We start from the raw sequence: 14,014 nt of genomic DNA on the forward strand, positions 1-14,014 counted from the left end.
CGCGTCGCCGAGGAGTTCCTCAAGTTCGTCTTCCGCATGGTGCTCGCCGAGCGCCCGGACGACATGGCGTTCTTCGCCGAGCGGGTCGAGAAGACGGCGATCTCGCGCCTCGAGGCGATCATCGCCGCGCCGTTCGCGCAGATCGACTACACCGACGCGGTCGACATCCTGAAGAAGTCCGGCCGCAAGTTCGATTACGCGGTGGAATGGGGCGCGGACCTGCAGACCGAACACGAGCGCTTCCTCACCGAGGAGTACGTCGGCGGCCCCGTGGTCGTGAAGAACTATCCGGAAAAGATCAAGGCGTTCTACATGCGCCTCAACGACGACGGTCGCACCGTCGCGGCGATGGACGTGCTCGCGCCCGGCATCGGCGAGATCATCGGCGGCTCGCAGCGCGAGGAGCGCCTCGACATCCTCGACCGGCGCATCGCACAGTTCGGCCTCGATCCGAAGATGTATTCGTGGTATCGCGACTTCCGCCGCTACGGAACCGTGCCGCACGCAGGCTTCGGGCTCGGCTTCGAACGCCTCGTCGTCTACGTCTGCGGCCTCGCGAACATCCGCGACGCGATCCCGTATCCGCGCGCGCCGGGTTCGGCGGAGTTCTAGCGATGCCTGCGTCGGCCTGGCACCAGTTCCTGTTCATCCTCGGCCTCGGCTTCGTCGTCGCCGGGCTCACGACCTACGTCATCACGTGGATGCTCGTCGCCGTCCACCTGCGCGAGCGGCATCCGGCCGAGCACGTTCGCCTCGGTCATTTCCTGTTCGCGCCGCGCGCGTTCGGCTGGTATCTCGCCGGCCGCTATCGCGCGCTGCGCGACCGCGGCCTCGATGCGCTCGGCACCCCGGGCAGCATCGGCGCCTGGGCGATCGTGCTCGGCGGTGCGGCCGCGATCATCGCCAAGCTGCTGTCGTTGAAGGGAACCGCGCCATGAGCTCCGACACGTCGCAGTGGTGGCTCGCCGCGCTCGGCGACACGCTCATCTGGGCGCGCCTCGACCTGCTCGACTCGGGCACCGCGGAAGTGTTCGACAACGACGGGCGCGTGCTCCGCTACGACGACGAAACTGCCGCGCGCATGGCCCTCCTCGATGCCGAGTTCCGCGCGTTCGACGGCCTCGACGCCGACGACGCCGCGGCCATGGGCTTCGACCTCGACGAGATCGAACCGCCGCGCGGCGACAGCGACGAGGAACTGCTCGCGAAGATGATCCAGAAACTCCCGCCGCGGCATTGATCCTCGCGGTAGAGCACAAAAACCTGAAACACGAAGCAAACAGAGCGCAGGAAGAAGGCGCTTTTCGAGAGAATGTCCTTGGCTTTCCCTGTGTGCTCTGTGTGCTCCGTGTTTCAATCTTTTGACGTGCTATTTCATGCACTCCCGTCGGCGCGCATTGCGCCGGCACGCACGACCGGAAAACGTCCATGAACCTCGACCTCACCGGCAAGCACGCGCTCGTCTGCGGTGGCTCGCAGGGCATCGGCAAGGCGGCCGCGATCGAACTCGCGCTGCTCGGCGCCGACGTGACCCTGCTCGCGCGTTCGCCCGAGCCGCTCGATGCGGCCCTCGCCGCACTGCCCACGACGCATGCGGCACAGGCACACGCGACGATCGCGGTCGACATGCGCGACCACGCGACGCTGCGCGCGCGTGTCGAGGCCGCCGCGACTGCGCGTCCGGCGCACGTGTTCGTCAACAACACCGGCGGTCCGCCCGGCGGCACCGCGCACGCGGCCGCGGTCGACGAGTACCTCGCGGCGTTCAACCAGCACCTGGTCGCGGCGCAGGTCATCCTGCAGGCGCTGCTGCCGGGCATGAAGGCGTCCGGCTACGGCCGCATCGTCAACGTGATCTCGACCTCGGTGAAGGAGCCGATCCGCAACCTCGGCGTGTCGAACACGATCCGCGGCGCGACTGCCAGCTGGGCGAAGACGCTCGCCGGCGAACTCGGCGCGCACGGCATCACCGTCAACAACGTGCTCCCCGGTTACACGCAGACACAACGCCTCGAACAGATCCTCGCCGAACGCACGCGCGCGACCGGAAAGAGCATCGCGGACATCGAGCAGGCGATGCTCGCGACCGTGCCCGCGGGCCGCTTCGCGAAGCCGGCCGAGATCGCCGCGGTGATCGCGTTCCTCGCATCGCCCGCGGCGGCCTACGTCAACGGCGTCAACATCCCCGTCGACGGCGGCCGTACGCTTTCGCTCTAGCGCTCGTCGGTGATCCCCGCTTTCCGGCCGACGCGGCGACGTGTCTCGGGAACCCGTCGGGATGGTCCAGAGCGGCCATCCTTGGCCGCGCGGTTCATCGAAGGCACAAGAGAACGATGAGCGTCGGGTTGGTTGGGCGTGTCAAGCCGCGCAACGGCGGACCCGCTTCGGCGCAACGGGATATCATGGGCGGCCGGTCGGCGTGCAGCGCTCGCACCCGTCGAGGCGACGCTCACCGATCGTGATCCTTCGATGATCCTCAACATCGCCGCCTACCTGTTCACGCCGATCGACGATCCCGATGCGCTCGCCGCACGGCTGCGCGAGCGCGCCGAGGCGGGCGCGCTGCGCGGCACGGTGCTCGTCGCGCCGGAGGGCATCAACCTGTTCCTCGCCGGCGAGCCTGCTGAGGTCGAGACCTTCCTCGCCGCCTTGCGGGCCGACCCGCGCTTCGCCGCGATCGAGATCAAGCGCAGCCACAGCGCGGCGACGCCGTTCGCGCGACTCAAGGTCAAGCGCAAACGCGAAATCATCGCGTTCCGCCGCGAGGCCGCGCCCGCGCGTGGTCGCGCGCCGTCGCTCGCGCCCGAACGCCTCGCGAAGTGGATCGATAGCGGCTGCGACGACGACGGCCGACGCGTGGTCCTGCTCGATACGCGCAACCGGGAGGAGGTCGCGCACGGCACGTTCGCCGGCGCGCTCGCGTTGCCGATCGATGATTTCGTCGACCTGCCCGCGGCGCTGGATTCGCAGCGCGCTGCGCTCGCCGACGCGACGGTCGTGAGCTTCTGCACCGGCGGCATCCGTTGCGAGAAGGCGGCATTGTGGATGCAGGCGAACGGTTTCGAACGCGTGTGGCAGCTCGACGGCGGCATCCTCGGCTATTTCGAGCGCGTCGGCAGCCACGGTTACGACGGCGCCTGCTTCGTGTTCGACGAGCGCGTCGCGCTCGATTCCGCGCTGCGCCCCGTCGCCCCGCCGCCGCCGTACAAGGACTGATTCCGAACCCCCGGGTTGCCCCGATCGCGGCCCCATGCGGACGACGCCTGCCCGACGGATCATGTCCGGGCCGTTCCCGCGCCGTGTACCGATCGCGCCTCGGATGCCGGATCCGCGGCTCCGACCGTTCGCCTTGGCGGGCGCGAGCCGCTAAGCTTTTCGGATGCTTTCCCTAGCCAACCTCATCGACGGCCACCTCCAGCCCGCCGCCGGCGGCCGCTGGCTCGACGTGTTCGAGCCCGCCACCGGCGCCGTGTTCGCGCGCTGCCCCGATTCGGACGCCAGCGACGTCGACGCCGCGGTCGCCGCAGCGACGCGGGCGGCGCCCGGATGGGCGGCGACGCCTGCGGACACCCGCGCGCGCCTGCTCGAACGCCTCGCGACGCTGGTCGAGCGCGAACTCGACGCGCTCGCCCGGCTCGAATCGCAGGACAGCGGCAAGCCGGTCAGGCTCGCGCGCAGCCTCGACATTCCACGCGCGATCGCGAACCTGCGCTTCTTCGCCGCGGCGATCACCCAATGGGCGAGCGAAGCGCACGCGACCGACGCACTCGCGCTGAACTACACCCTGCGGCAGCCGCTCGGCGCGGTCGCGTGCATTTCGCCGTGGAACCTGCCGCTGTACCTGTTCACCTGGAAGATCGCGCCCGCGCTCGCCGCCGGCAACACGGTCGTGGCGAAACCGTCCGAGGTGACGCCATGCACGGCCGCGCGGCTCGGCGAACTGGCGATCGAAGCGGGCTTCCCGCCCGGCGTGCTCAACATCGTGCTCGGCGACGGTCCACGCGTCGGCCAACCGCTGGTCGAACACGCCGGCATCAAGGCGGTGTCCTTCACGGGCAGCACGCGCACCGGTGCGGCGATCGCCATGGCCACGGCAGCGCGGTTCCGCAAGGTGTCGCTCGAAATGGGCGGCAAGAACCCTGCGATCGTGTTCGCCGACGCCGACCTCTCCGACGCGAACCTCGACACGATCGTGCGTTCGGGCTTCGCCAACCAGGGCGAGATCTGCCTGTGCGGATCGCGCCTGCTCGTGCAACGTTCGATCTGGGACGCGTTCGTGCCGCGCTATCTCGACCGCGTGCGCGCATTACGCGTGGGTGATCCGCAGGACGATGCGAGCGACCTCGGCGCGCTCGTCTCGCAGGCCCATTTCTCCAAGGTGACCGGCTGCATCGAGCGCGCGCGCGCCGAGGGTGGCCGCGTGCTCGTCGGCGGCGACGCGCTGCACGTCGGCGGCCGCTGCTCCGGCGGCTGGTTCGTCGCGCCGACCGTGATCGAAGGTCTCGGCAACGAGTGCGCGACCAACCAGGAGGAGATCTTCGGCCCGGTCGTCACCTTGCTGCCGTTCGACGACGACGAGGAGGCGCTCGCGCTCGCCAACGGCACCGGCTACGGCCTCGCCGCTTCGCTGTGGACGCGCGACCTCGGCCGCGCCCACCGCGTCGGCGCGAAGCTCGAGTTCGGCATCGTCTGGATCAACTGCTGGCTGCTGCGCGACCTGCGCACGCCGTTCGGCGGCGTGAAGAACTCGGGCGTCGGCCGCGAAGGCGGCTTCGACGCACTGCGCTTCTTCAGCGAGCCCAAGAACATCTGCATCCGCCTGGACTGACCATGCACGACCTCAACGACCTGCTCGAACGCAACCGCGCCTGGTCGGACTCGCTCGTCGCGAGCGACCCGCAGTTCTTCCGCCGCCTGTCCGAGCAGCAGGCGCCGAAATACCTCTGGATCGGCTGTTCCGACTCGCGCGTGCCGGCGAACCAGATCATCGACATGGCGCCCGGCGAAGTGTTCGTGCACCGCAACGTCGCCAACGTCGTTGCGCACACCGACCTCAACTGCCTCAGCACGATCCAGTTCGCCGTCGACGTGCTCAAGGTCGAGCACGTCATCGTGGTCGGCCACTACGGTTGCGGCGGCGTGCAGGCCGTGCTCGAGGAGCGCCGCCTCGGGCTCGTCGACAACTGGTTGCGCCACGTCGACGACGTGAGGCACAAGCACGCCGAAGCGTTGGCGCGGCTCGCCGATCCGGTGCAGCGGCATGCGAGACTGTGCGAGCTGAACGTGCTCGAGCAGGTCATCAACGTGTGCCAGACGACCGTGGTGCGAGACGCCTGGGATCGCGGCCAGGACCTCACCGTGCACGGCTGGATCTACAGCCTGCGCAACGGTCGCGTGCGCGACCTCGCGATGCACGTGGCCGACACCGACGACCTGGCGCGCGCCGCCGCGGCCGCCTTCGCGCTCGTGAACGAGCAGTCCTAGGGCTGGCGCACGCGCGATCCGGGTGGTATCACGATTCCACGAAACCGAACGGACGCCCCGACGATGCGCACCCTCACGACTCTCGCCCTCGCCGCCCTCCTGCCCTGCGTCGCCCAGGCACAGCAGGAATCGCTGTCGCCGTACCAGTGGGCGCAGGCGCAGAAGGTCGCCTTCGAGAAGTCGGAGAAGGTGTACGCCGAAGCGCTCAAGCGCACCGGCCTGCTCGCCCAGTACCGCGCGATGCGCGACGCCTACCGAAGCGACAACAACCGCGCGTTCCGCATCGTGTTCGGCCAGTACCTCAGCTGGTACCAGAGCTTCGTCGGCGACTACGTCGGCGCGCACGATTCGTACTCGATCCGGCAGCTGCCCGGTTCCGACGACGCGCCCTCGCCGCTCGCGGGCGGTTACACGCCCACGCCCGCGCTCGAGGCGATCGCCGCGCTCGCCAAGGGACGCAAGGCGGTGTTCTTCAACGAGGCGCACAACGTGCCACTCACGCGCACGCTGACGGTGGAACTGCTGCAGAAGCTGCGCGAGGACGGCTACGACACGTTCGCCGCGGAGACGATCTACGCGAGCGACGCGGACCTGCAGAAGCGCGGCTACCCGACCGACAAGAGCGGCTTCTACACGATGGAGCCGATCTGCGCGGAGATGGTGCGCACCGCGATCAAGCTCGGCTACAAGATCGTCGCGTACGAGAGCGAGAAGGAAGGCAACGGCGACGTGCGCGAGTACGACCAGGCGAAGAACCTGTACGAGCGCGTGTTCAAGGCCAATCCGGACGCGCGCCTCGTCGTCAACGCGGGCTATGCGCACATCCAGGAGAACGGCAAGTACCTCGGCGGCAGGAGCATGGCGCAGCATTTCCGCAGGCTGAGCGGGATCGACCCGCTCACGGTCGAGCAGACGATGCTGATCGAGCATCCGCCCGGCACCGAGAATCACCCGTACTACCACGCCGTCGTCGACAGCCTGCATCCGAAGAAGCCGATCGTGTTCGAGGACGGCAAGGGCACGCCGTGGACGCTGAAGCCGAAAGCGTACGACGTCAGCGTGTTCTTCCCGGTCGACGAGATCCGCGACGACCGCCCGACCTGGGCCGACCTCGACGGCCTGCGTTTTCCGTACTTCGTCAACGGCAGCGTCTGCCAGAACGAGTTCCCGTGCCTGGTCGAGGCGCGCTACGCCGACGAGGGCGAAGGCGCGATCCCGGCCGACCGCCTCGTGCTCGACCCGGTCAAGGGCGCCGAGCGGCTGCAGGATCGCCTGTCGATGGGCCAGGCGGTCGTGCACGGGATCCTCTACCTGCGTCCGGGGCGCTACCGCGTGACCGCCAGCGACGACGCCAACCGTCCGATCTCGAAGGTCGACGTCACGATCGGTGCCGACGGCAAGGTCGCACGCCGCGGCAGTGAGCCGCGTCCGAGCTGCTACACGGGCATGACGCAGCCGCACGGCGAATCGGCCGCCGCGCCCTGCGAGCAGGGCGCCTGATGGGCGACACGATCCGCACCGACGCCGCGCCGGCCCCGGTCGGCGCCTACCCGCATGCGCGGCGCGTCGGCGACCTGCTGTTCCTCTCCGGCGTCGGCCCGCGCACGCCCGGCAGCAACGCGATCCCGGGCAACGTGCACGACGCCGAAGGCAGGCTCGTCGCGTACGACATCGAAGCACAGTGCCGCCAGGTGTTCGCCAACGTGCGCGCGGTGCTCGAGGCGAGCGGCGCGCGCTGGGAGGACCTCGTCGACGTGACCGTGTTCCTCACCGACATGGCGCGCGACTTCGCCGCCTACAACCGCGTGTACGCGGAGCACTTCCCCGACCCCGCGACGGCGCCCTGCCGCACCACGCTCGGCATCACCGCACTGCCCACGCCGATCGCGATCGAGCTGAAGTGTGTGGCGAAGGCGGGGCTGAGGGCCGAGGGCTGAAGAGCGAGCCGCCGCGACGCAGCGAATCCGGAAGCGGCGGAAGCCGCGATGCTCTTCCCTTACCCACGAAACAAGGGCGCGCCTCCTGCAGGAGCTCACGCTGTGGCGACCGCAGGATGGGAATCCACCGGGGCGCGACAGTCGCGCACAGGGTGAGCGCCTGCACAGGTGTCGTACGGCGCGCTCCGCGGGAGCCGCGCAAGCCGCGATGCCCTTCAGCGCTCGGACCTCGGCCCTGAAAGAATGCATCGCGGCTTCGCACTCCCGAGTCCACGGCGATAAACTCGGACGTCGTGCCGAGGAACCGCCCTGATGTTGCCAGCACCCTTCAACCTGCAAGCCTGGATCGACGAGCACCGCCACCTGCTCAAGCCGCCGGTCGGCAACAAGTGCATGGTCGCCGGTGACTTCATCGTGATGATCGTCGGCGGCCCGAACCTGCGCACCGACTACCACTGGGAGGAAGGCCCGGAGTTCTTCCACCAGCTCGAGGGCGAGATGGTGCTGAGGATCCAGGAAGACGGCCGCGTGCGCGAGATCCCGATCCGCGCGGGCGAGGTGTTCCACCTGCCGCCGCACGTCCCGCATTCGCCGCAGCGCATGCCCGGTTCGATCGGCCTCGTCATCGAGCGCAAGCGGCTCGCGCACGAGCAGGACGGCCTCATGTGGTTCTGCGAACGCTGCAACCACAAGCTGTACGAGGAATTCTTCCACCTCGTCGACATCGAGAACGACTTCCCGCGCGTGTTCGAGCACTTCTACCGCTCGGTCGACGCGCGCACCTGCGACGCCTGCGGGCACCTGAACCCGGCACCGGAGAAGTACGCGTTCGAAGGATGACGCGGTGCCCGCTCGTCACCCGTGGCCGCCGATGACGACGCCCTCGCCCTGTGCACCGCGCCGCGCCTGCCGCATCATGCGCGCATGCTACGCAGCCTGATCGAGATCAAGCCGCGCGATGTACCCGTGCGCGTCGCCCTGCGCAACGCGGCGGCGGTCGTGCTGCCGCTCGCGGCCGGCATCGCGAGCCACCATGTCGAGGCCGGCCTCGGCGTCGCCGCCGGCGCGCTCAACACGATGTTCACCGACCAGCCGGGACCGTACCGGCTGCGCATGCAGCGCATGCTGCTGACCGCGTTCGCCGCCGGCCTGTCCGCGTTCGCCGGCAGCCTGATCGGCCCGCACACGGCGCTGCTCGCCATCGCGAGCCTCGTCTGGGGCGTCGGCGGCGGGCTGCTCGTCGCACTCGGCCCGGACGCGGCGCGTGCGGGCCTCACGAGCATGATCCTGCTCGTCATCACCGCGGCGCAGCCGCGCTCGCTCGACGGCGCGCTCGCCGCAGGCGGGCTGATCGTCGCCGGCGGCGTTCTGCAGACACTGTTCGCGATCGCCGCCTGGCCGCTGCAGCGCTACCGTCCGGAACGCCACGCGCTCGCCGAGATCTGCCGCCAGCTCGCCGCGAGCGCACGCCGTGTGCCCGACCGCGCGCAGGCGCCGCCGGTGACGCAGGCGCTGCTCGACGTCGAACGCATGCTGCACGGCGCGCATCGTGCGCGCGGCGAGGTCATGCAGACGTTCCGCGTGCTGGCGGAACTGGTCGAACGCATCCGCCTCGAGCTGCTCGCCCTGGTCGACCTGCGCCTCGACCTCGCCGACCACGACGCGAGTTCGACCCTCGGCCGCGCGCTCGAGTACGCCGCGCGCACGCTCGAAGCGCTCGCGGTCGCGCTCGACCGGGGCACGACCCCGCTCGCGGCCGCCGCGGCGATGGAAGGCCTCGAGGCGACGCTCGATGCACTGGCCCAGCTGCGCGATCGCGCCACCCAGCCGCCACGCGAGCTCGTGATCGCGCTGGCGCGCGCGCAGGGCCTCGCCGGCCAGTTGCGCGCGATGCTGCGTAACGCGAACTTCGCCGGCAGCCGCGGCGACCTGCGCGCCCAGATCGCCGAGGCGCAATTGCCGCGCGCTCTGCGCCCGCGCAGCTGGATCGCGACGCTGCGCGCGAATGTCGGCCTGTCGTCGGTCGCGTTCCGCCATGCGCTGCGCTGCGGCGTCTGCCTCTCGCTCGCGGTCGCGGCCGAACGCCTCGCCGGCCTCGAGCACGGCTACTGGATCCCGATGACGATCGCGATCGTGCTCAAACCCGACTTCGCAGGCACGCTCCAGTTCGGCCTGCTGCGCGTCGCCGGAACGCTGCTCGGCCTCGTGCTCACGACCGCACTCGTGCACTACGCATTCGCCGGGCCATGGGAGGAACTCGTCCTGCTCGGCGCACTCTGCGTGGGCTTCCGCATGCTCGTCACGGTGCACTACGGTCTCGGCGTGATGATGCTGACCGGCGTCGTCGTGATCCTGCTCGCGTTCGGCGGCATCGCTCCGGGCGAGACGATGGTCGCGCGCGGCATCGCGACGGCGATCGGCAGCGCGGTCGCGCTGTTCGCGTATGCGGCGTGGCCGACCTGGGAGCGCCGCCGCGTGCGTCCGGCACTGGCGACGATGCTCGACGCGTACCGCGGCTACTTCGCGACCTTGCTGCAGGACGATGTCGCCGCGCACGTCGCCACGCGCACGCACGCACGCAGCGCGCGCACGAATGCGGAGGCATCGATCGCGCGCCTGCGCGGCGAGCCGCGCCCCGACCGCCGCCTGATCGCATTCGTCGACGGGCTGTTCGCCAACGCGAACCGCTTCGTGCGCGCATGCATGTCGTTCGAAGCGGTATTGCAGGACGCGCGCGACCTGCCCGAGCGCGACGCACTCGCGGCGTTCGCCGCGCAGGTCGACGGCAGGCTCGAGGCGCTCACCAACGCCGTGCGCGACGAAGAGGCCGGGCTGGCGATCGCCGACCTGCGCAGCGAGGAGCGGGCGTTCGCCGCGCGCCTCGAGGCCGCCGTCGGCGAGCGCGACGCGGTCGTCGCCGCCGAAGTCGTCGAAGCGTTCGATCGCATGACCGACAGCGTCGATACGCTCGCGCACCTGGTGCTGCAGGCCGGTCGCGACCCGCGCCCCCTGACGTAGCCGCGATCGGCGCCTGCCGCCCTCCGGGACCCCGCAGCCGCGCGGGCCTTGCCGGAAATCCGCGATGAACCTTTTTTGCGGGGCACGGCCGATCCGACGGCACGCATGCGGTTAAACTGCGGTCCGCATGCTCAAGATCGATACCCACGCGCACATCCTGCCGCCCGACTGGCCCAACCTCGCCGACAAGTACGGCGACGACCGCTTCCCGGTCATGGTCCGCACCGAAGGGCGCCACCGCATCTACAAGGACGGCCGGTTCTTCCGCGAAGTCTGGGCGAACGCGTTCGACCCCGAAGTGCGCATCGCCGACTACGCCAAGTTCGGCGTCGACGTGCAGGTCGTGTCGACCGTCCCGGTCCTGTTCTCGTACTGGGCGAAGCCGAACCAGGCGCTGGAGCTGCACCGCCACCTCAACGACCATACGGCCGCGATCTGCAGTCGCTACCCGCGCCATTACGCGGGCATCGGCACCGTGCCGCTGCAGTCGCCGACGCTCGCGATCCAGGAGATGGAGCGCTGCATCGAGCAACTCGGATTGTCCGGCGTGCAGATCGGCTCTCACTGCGAGAACTGGAATCTCGATGCGCCCGAGCTGTTCCCGTTCTTCGAGGCGGCCGCCGAAATCGGCGCGGCGATCCTCGTGCACCCATGGGACATGATGGGGGCGGCGTCGATGCCGAAGTACTGGTTGCCGTGGCTGGTCGGCATGCCCGCGGAACAGTCGCGCGCGGTGTGCTGCCTCATCTTCGGCGGCGTGCTCGAGCGCCTGCCGCGGCTGAAGGTCTGCTTCGCCCATGGCGGCGGGTCGTTTCCGTACACGATCGGCCGCATCGAGCACGGCTTCCGCATGCGACCCGACCTCGTCGCGACCGACAACGCACGCAGCCCGCGCGAATACCTCGGCCGGATCTATTTCGATTCGTGCGTGCACGACCGCGCGGCGCTGCGCTACCTGCTCGACGTGGCCGGCGTCGGCAACGTCATGCTCGGTACCGACTATCCTTTCCCGCTGGGCGAGCAGGAACCGGGTAGCGGCATCGCCGCGCTCGGCCTGCCACCCGCCGAACAGGCCCGGCTGTTCCATGGCACCGCCCTGGAATGGCTGAGCCTGCCCCTTTCGCGTTTCGCCGACGATACGGAGTGATCCCGTGAAGCCGACCACCCTGCTGTTCCTGCTCGCCTCGCTGACGACCGCCTCCTCGGCGCACGCGCAAGGGAAGACCGACTACTCGCTCAACGGCGACCAGATCCGCTTCCATGTTCCCGCCAGCTGGACCGCGATCATGGAGAAGGCCGACGGCAATCCGCAGGCCGTCGCGTTTCAGGTCCCCGACCCGACCGCGCAGGGCAGCGACGACTCGGCCAACGTGACCGTGAAGACGCGCCAGCTCAAGGATGCCTCGGCCTTCGCAACGACGGTGCAGGACGAGTTCGAGCGCTCCAAGGCCCAGGGCGGCTACGAAACCGACCGCAGCAACACGGACAGTTCCGTGCACCAGTATTTCGTCGTGCGCGGCAAGACCCGCTACCTCGTGCGCGACAGCTTCCAGCTCATCGGCACGATCGCCGTCGAAGTGCGCTGCCAGCGCCCGCTGCTCGAGGCGACGCCGCAGGGATGGAACGGCGAGTTCGACGCCGCGTGCGCGTCGGTCGTCGCCTCGCTGAAGCACTGACGATGGCGGACCACGCGACCGGCCTGCTCGAAGCGCGGGCCCTGGACCTCGACGCGCGCGATCCGCTCGCCGCCTACCGCGACGAGTTCCTCGTCCCCCGCAACGACGACGGTTCGGAGCAGGTCTACCTGTGCGGCAATTCGCTCGGCCTGCAGCCGCGCGCGACGCAGGCGGCGCTGCTCGACGAGCTCGACGACTGGCATCGCCTCGCAGTCGAAGCGCATTTCCGCGGCCGCCATCCGTGGATGCCGTATCACGGCTTCGTGCGCGACGATCTCGCCGCGCTGGTCGGTGCGCTGCCGCACGAAGTGGTCGCGATGAACTCGTTGACCGTGAACCTGCATCTGATGATGGTCAGCTTCTATCGCCCGGACGCGACGCGCAACGCGATCCTCATCGAGCGCAACGCGTTCCCGTCGGACCATCATGCGGTCGAATCGCAGATCCGTCTGCATGGCCACGACCCGGCGACGGCGCTGATCGAGCTCGACGCGGACGAACCGGGCGGCACGCTGTCCGACGCGTCGATCCTGGACGCGATCGAGCGCCATGGTTCGCGCATCGCACTGGTCATGCTGTCCGGCGTGCAGTACCTCACCGGGCAGGCGTTCGATCTCGCCGCGATCGTGCGCGCGGCGCATGCGCAAGGGTGCATGGTCGGATTCGACCTCGCCCACGCCGCGGGCAATCTCGCGCTGCAATTGCACGATGCAGGCTGCGACTTCGCGGTCTGGTGCAGCTACAAGTACCTAAACGCCGGCCCCGGCGCGGTGGCCGGCTGTTTCGTGCACGAGCGCCATGCGCGCACCACGCGGCCGAGGTTCGCCGGCTGGTGGGGCCACGACGAGGCGACTCGCTTCCGCATGGCGCCGGAGTTCGTGGCCACGCCGGGTGCGGACGGCTGGCAGCTGTCGAACCCGCCGATCCTCGCGCTCGCGCCGCTGCGCGTCTCGCTGTCGATCTTCCGCCGTGCCGGCATGGCGGCGCTGCGCGCGAAGTCGGAGGTGCTCACCGCGTACTTCGACGCGCTGATCCGCGAACACGTCGGCGACGTGCTCGCGATCACCACGCCGCAGGAACCGGCTCGCCGCGGCTGCCAGCTGTCGCTGCGCGTGAAGGGGCCGCGCGAGGCGGGCCGATCGCTGTTCGACCATTTGCACGCGCGCGGCATCGTGGTCGACTGGCGCGAACCGGACGTGATCCGTGCCGCGCCGACGCCGCTGTACAACCGGCGCATCGATTGCCTGCGTTTCGTGCTCGCGGTGAGTGAATGGGCGGCAACATCGCGCGCGTGATGCGGGGCTGGCTTCGCGCGCATTCAGCCCGCGATCGCTAGCGTGGAAGCCGGTCGAAGGCGCCCCGCCGGGTGCCAACTGGAGGTCCACCATGCACGTCCACAAGCCACTGCTGCTGGCCGCCGCCCTCGCGCTCGGCGGCGCCTGCGCGATGGTCGCCGCGCCGGCGCAGGCGCGCGTCCATGTCGACATCTATGCGAACGTCGCGCCACCGCCGCTGCGTGCCGAGATCGTCCCGCCGCCACGCGGCGGCTACGTCTGGGTGCCCGGCTACTGGGGCTGGAGCCGCCACCACCACCGCTGGCATCGCGGACACTGGGTACGCGCGCGTCACGGCTACCACTACGTGCCGTCACGCTGGGATCGCGACGGCGATCGGTGGCGCTACTACGACGGCCGTTGGGAACGCTGACCCGGGGTCGGGATGTTGAGCCGGTGCAAACGCGGGTGGCCGCACGGCCACCCGCTGCGCTCACGGCGGTTCCGGCGCCACGTCGTCCTCGTCGGGCGCCTCGATCTCGTAGCCGCGCCGATGCAGCTCGGCGAGATAGCCGTCGGCATCGACGACCAGATGCATCGGCAGCACGGCGAAGCTCACGTCGTC

15 protein-coding genes are annotated in these 14,014 nt (G+C 69.8%); all 15 read left to right on the top strand.

Going from position 1 to position 14,014, the window contains the following annotated elements:
- Window positions 1-612: amino acid--tRNA ligase-related protein (locus VI238_RS07410; protein ID WP_331650019.1), on the top strand; the 612-nt coding region annotated here is incomplete at its 5' end.
- 2 nt (window positions 613-614) lie between these two features.
- A complete protein-coding gene (locus VI238_RS07415; RefSeq protein ID WP_331650021.1) occupies window positions 615-938 on the top strand; it encodes a hypothetical protein in 324 nt (107 codons plus the stop codon).
- Window positions 935-1,240, top strand: coding sequence for a hypothetical protein (locus VI238_RS07420; RefSeq protein WP_331650023.1), 306 nt, complete (start codon window positions 935-937; stop codon window positions 1,238-1,240). The genes VI238_RS07415 and VI238_RS07420 overlap by 4 nt, the downstream gene beginning before the upstream one ends.
- A gap of 188 nt (window positions 1,241-1,428) precedes the next feature.
- A complete protein-coding gene (locus VI238_RS07425) occupies window positions 1,429-2,217 on the top strand; it encodes an SDR family oxidoreductase (protein ID WP_331650024.1) in 789 nt (262 codons plus the stop codon).
- A 252-nt stretch (window positions 2,218-2,469) separates the two neighbouring features.
- Window positions 2,470-3,216 carry a sulfurtransferase gene (locus tag VI238_RS07430; RefSeq protein ID WP_331650025.1) on the top strand — a complete coding sequence of 249 codons (747 nt, stop codon included), beginning with the start codon at window positions 2,470-2,472 and terminating at the stop codon, window positions 3,214-3,216.
- A 163-nt stretch (window positions 3,217-3,379) separates the two neighbouring features.
- Window positions 3,380-4,828 carry an aldehyde dehydrogenase gene (locus VI238_RS07435; protein WP_331650026.1) on the top strand — a complete coding sequence of 483 codons (1,449 nt, stop codon included), beginning with the start codon at window positions 3,380-3,382 and terminating at the stop codon, window positions 4,826-4,828.
- A gap of 2 nt (window positions 4,829-4,830) precedes the next feature.
- Window positions 4,831-5,484, top strand: coding sequence for a carbonate dehydratase (gene can, locus VI238_RS07440; protein WP_331650028.1), 654 nt, complete (start codon window positions 4,831-4,833; stop codon window positions 5,482-5,484).
- A gap of 63 nt (window positions 5,485-5,547) precedes the next feature.
- Window positions 5,548-6,984: a hypothetical protein gene (locus tag VI238_RS07445; RefSeq protein ID WP_331650030.1), complete on the top strand. Its 1,437-nt coding sequence runs from the start codon at window positions 5,548-5,550 to the stop codon at window positions 6,982-6,984.
- On the top strand, window positions 6,984-7,421 hold the full coding sequence (locus tag VI238_RS07450) for a RidA family protein (RefSeq protein WP_331650032.1): 438 nt from the start codon (window positions 6,984-6,986) through the stop codon (window positions 7,419-7,421). The genes VI238_RS07445 and VI238_RS07450 overlap by 1 nt, the downstream gene beginning before the upstream one ends.
- A 312-nt stretch (window positions 7,422-7,733) precedes the next feature.
- On the top strand, window positions 7,734-8,261 hold the full coding sequence (locus VI238_RS07455; RefSeq protein WP_331650034.1) for a 3-hydroxyanthranilate 3,4-dioxygenase: 528 nt from the start codon (window positions 7,734-7,736) through the stop codon (window positions 8,259-8,261).
- An 84-nt stretch (window positions 8,262-8,345) separates the two neighbouring features.
- Window positions 8,346-10,439, top strand: a complete 2,094-nt coding sequence (locus VI238_RS07460; RefSeq protein WP_414650036.1) for an FUSC family protein — start codon at window positions 8,346-8,348, stop codon at window positions 10,437-10,439.
- A gap of 127 nt (window positions 10,440-10,566) precedes the next feature.
- A complete protein-coding gene (locus VI238_RS07465) occupies window positions 10,567-11,586 on the top strand; it encodes an amidohydrolase family protein (RefSeq protein ID WP_331650038.1) in 1,020 nt (339 codons plus the stop codon).
- A gap of 4 nt (window positions 11,587-11,590) precedes the next feature.
- Window positions 11,591-12,115: a hypothetical protein gene (locus VI238_RS07470; RefSeq protein WP_331650040.1), complete on the top strand. Its 525-nt coding sequence runs from the start codon at window positions 11,591-11,593 to the stop codon at window positions 12,113-12,115.
- 2 nt (window positions 12,116-12,117) lie between these two features.
- Window positions 12,118-13,410, top strand: a complete 1,293-nt coding sequence (gene kynU, locus VI238_RS07475) for a kynureninase (RefSeq protein WP_331650042.1) — start codon at window positions 12,118-12,120, stop codon at window positions 13,408-13,410.
- A gap of 91 nt (window positions 13,411-13,501) precedes the next feature.
- Window positions 13,502-13,822: a hypothetical protein gene (locus tag VI238_RS07480; protein WP_331650044.1), complete on the top strand. Its 321-nt coding sequence runs from the start codon at window positions 13,502-13,504 to the stop codon at window positions 13,820-13,822.
- Window positions 13,823-14,014: the final 192 nt, after the last annotated feature.

This window comes from Dokdonella sp., assembly GCF_036518555.1.
Lineage (GTDB): Bacteria > Pseudomonadota > Gammaproteobacteria > Xanthomonadales > Rhodanobacteraceae > Dokdonella_A.

Bases quoted from the DNA above. Each gene is read 5' to 3' on its own strand.
- VI238_RS07445 (WP_331650030.1), top strand. From the start codon at position 5,548: ATGCGCACCCTCACGACTCTCGCCCTCGCCGCCCTCCTGCCCTGCGTC.
- VI238_RS07420 (WP_331650023.1), top strand. From the start codon at position 935: ATGAGCTCCGACACGTCGCAGTGGTGGCTCGCCGCGCTCGGCGACACG.
- VI238_RS07465 (WP_331650038.1), top strand. From the start codon at position 10,567: ATGCTCAAGATCGATACCCACGCGCACATCCTGCCGCCCGACTGGCCC.
- VI238_RS07480 (WP_331650044.1), top strand. From the start codon at position 13,502: ATGCACGTCCACAAGCCACTGCTGCTGGCCGCCGCCCTCGCGCTCGGC.
- VI238_RS07425 (WP_331650024.1), top strand. From the start codon at position 1,429: ATGAACCTCGACCTCACCGGCAAGCACGCGCTCGTCTGCGGTGGCTCG.
- VI238_RS07430 (WP_331650025.1), top strand. From the start codon at position 2,470: ATGATCCTCAACATCGCCGCCTACCTGTTCACGCCGATCGACGATCCC.
- VI238_RS07450 (WP_331650032.1), top strand. From the start codon at position 6,984: ATGGGCGACACGATCCGCACCGACGCCGCGCCGGCCCCGGTCGGCGCC.
- VI238_RS07435 (WP_331650026.1), top strand. From the start codon at position 3,380: ATGCTTTCCCTAGCCAACCTCATCGACGGCCACCTCCAGCCCGCCGCC.
- VI238_RS07460 (WP_414650036.1), top strand. From the start codon at position 8,346: ATGCTACGCAGCCTGATCGAGATCAAGCCGCGCGATGTACCCGTGCGC.
- can (WP_331650028.1), top strand. From the start codon at position 4,831: ATGCACGACCTCAACGACCTGCTCGAACGCAACCGCGCCTGGTCGGAC.
- VI238_RS07455 (WP_331650034.1), top strand. From the start codon at position 7,734: ATGTTGCCAGCACCCTTCAACCTGCAAGCCTGGATCGACGAGCACCGC.
- VI238_RS07415 (WP_331650021.1), top strand. From the start codon at position 615: ATGCCTGCGTCGGCCTGGCACCAGTTCCTGTTCATCCTCGGCCTCGGC.
- kynU (WP_331650042.1), top strand. From the start codon at position 12,118: ATGGCGGACCACGCGACCGGCCTGCTCGAAGCGCGGGCCCTGGACCTC.